The organism is Shewanella sp. TC10 (assembly GCF_009663145.1).
Lineage (GTDB): Bacteria > Pseudomonadota > Gammaproteobacteria > Enterobacterales > Shewanellaceae > Shewanella.
The window spans coordinates 1-2,150 of sequence record NZ_VKHR01000124.1 but is presented as its reverse complement, the minus strand read 5'-3'; the positions used below and the strand labels follow the sequence as shown (position 1 = coordinate 2,150).

Genomic DNA, 2,150 nt, shown 5'->3' with positions numbered 1-2,150 from the left:
TAATGGACGGTATTACTGCCGTTCGTGAAATAATGGCGTCAAATCCAACTCCAATATTGATGTTTTCTTCTTTAACTCATGACGGAGCGCAAGCGACTCTAGATGCATTAGATGCAGGCGCATTAGRTTTTCTACCTAAGCGCTTTGAAGACATTGCCTCAAATAAAGACGATGCGATTAAACTCTTACAGCAAAGAGTTAAAGCATTATAGGTGACGCGTTTAACCCTGAGCATCATCAAGCTATCGGTATGCAASCAAGTGCTGAATACCCGAAAGACACTGTGATGTTAGTGATGCAAAAAGGCTATACATTAAACTCTCGTTTATTACGCCCTGCTATGGTTATGGTTTCTCAAGGCGGACCAAGCGTAGATACTCAAGCTTAATGCATTAAGCATTAAAGCGCATAGTGATAGTGGTTAGTGCATAGAGCATAGTGAATAAGTCGTAGCATGATAAATGCTGCAATAAAAAAGGACTGCCATGGCAGTCCTTTTTTTATGATTTCATTAGCATTAATTATTCGCCGATGTACTCGTTTATTTGTGCAAGTACCCCAGCACCATCCAATCTTAACTCCTGGATAATTTCATCAGGTGCACCATGTTTAATGAACTCATCAGGTAAACCTATTTGTAAAACTGGTTTAATGATTTTCATTTTTTGAAGTGCTTCAATCACGCCACTACCTGCGCCGCCCATAATGGCGTTTTCTTCAAGCGTGACAATAATATCATGGCTATTAGCAAGCTCAGCTAGCAGGGCTTCATCAAGTGGCTTAACAAAACGCATATCGGCAACGGTAGCATCTAACGCTTCTGCTGCTTCAAGGCCTGCTGATAAGGTTGTACCAAAATTGACAATCGCTATTTTAGAGCCTTGACGTTTAATGACGCCTTTGCCAATTGGTATTTCGGTCATCACTTCTGTTTGCTCAATACCAGTGGCACTGCCACGAGGATAGCGCACAGCAGTTGGACCTGCTTTATAACGATAACCTGTATATAGCATCTGACGACATTCATCTTCATCAGAAGGTGCCATTATCACCATGTTAGGTACGCAGCGTAAGAAGCTTAAATCAAATGCGCCTTGGTGAGTTGGGCCATCTGCGCCCACAATACCACCACGGTCAATGGCAAATAATACCGGCAAGCGTTGTAAGGCCACATCATGAATGATTTGATCGTAACCACGTTGCAAGAAAGTAGAATAAATTGCCACAACAGCATTAAAGCCTTCACATGCGAATCCAGCGCCTAAGGTGACAGCATGTTGCTCTGCAATCGCGGCATCAAAATACTGTTTAGGGAATTTTTGCGAGAACTCGACCATACCCGAACCTTCACGCATAGCGGGTGTAATGGCTAACAGCTTTTCGTCTTCTTTAGCAACATCACACAACCACTTACCAAACACCTGTGAGAAGGTCGGTGAGCTAGGTTTGGCTTTAGGTTTTCTAAATTGGGTGTGGTCAAATTTAGGTACTGCGTGCCAGCCGATAGGATCTTTTTCAGCGGGTTCATAACCACGACCTTTTTTAGTCATGATATGTAATATTTGCGGCCCTTTAAGGTCGCGCATATTTCGCAATGTTTCGACTAAAGAATCAACATCGTGACCATCAATCGGACCAATATAGTTGAAGCCAAGTTCTTCAAATAAAGTCCCCGGTACTACCATGCCTTTGAGATGTTCTTCAGTTCGTTTCGCCATCTCTTTGATAACAGGCATGCCCTTGAGCACTTTTTTACTACCTTCACGAATGGTGGTGTAAAAACGGCCTGACATTAGCTGAGCTAAGTGATTATTTAATGCGCCGACATTTTCAGAGATTGACATCTCGTTGTCATTTAAAACAACTAACATGTCATTGTGCAAATCACCAGCATGGTTCATGGCTTCAAACACCATGCCGCCAGTCATTGCACCATCACCGATAACAGCAACGACTTTACGATCTTTCTGCTCTTTTTCAGCTGCAACAGCCATGGCTAATGCTGCACTGACAGAAGTACCTGAGTGACCAACACTAAATGTGTCGTATTCACTTTCTTCACGCCATGGGAAAGGGTGCAATCCATTTTTCTGACGAATGGTGTGCATCTGGTCGCGACGCCCAGTGAGAATTTTGTGCGGGTATGCCTG

The 2,150-nt window shown here is 43.2% G+C and carries 1 protein-coding gene and 2 pseudogenes; 2 read left to right on the top strand and 1 reads right to left on the bottom strand.

The window, feature by feature from the left end; genetic code table 11:
* Both FNZ24_RS21400 and grpE read left to right on the top strand, forming a co-directional pair.
* Nucleotides 1-209, top strand: a pseudogene (locus FNZ24_RS21400) (chemotaxis response regulator protein-glutamate methylesterase); the annotation flags it as partial.
* 2 nt (nt 210-211) lie between these two features.
* Nucleotides 212-388 (top strand): annotated as a pseudogene (grpE, locus tag FNZ24_RS21395) (nucleotide exchange factor GrpE); the annotation flags it as partial.
* A 133-nt stretch (nt 389-521) separates the two neighbouring features.
* Here grpE and dxs read toward each other — a convergent pair.
* Nucleotides 522-2,150, bottom strand: a 1,629-nt coding sequence (dxs, locus tag FNZ24_RS21390) for a 1-deoxy-D-xylulose-5-phosphate synthase (RefSeq protein WP_153916816.1), incomplete at its 5' end; no start/stop codon positions are given.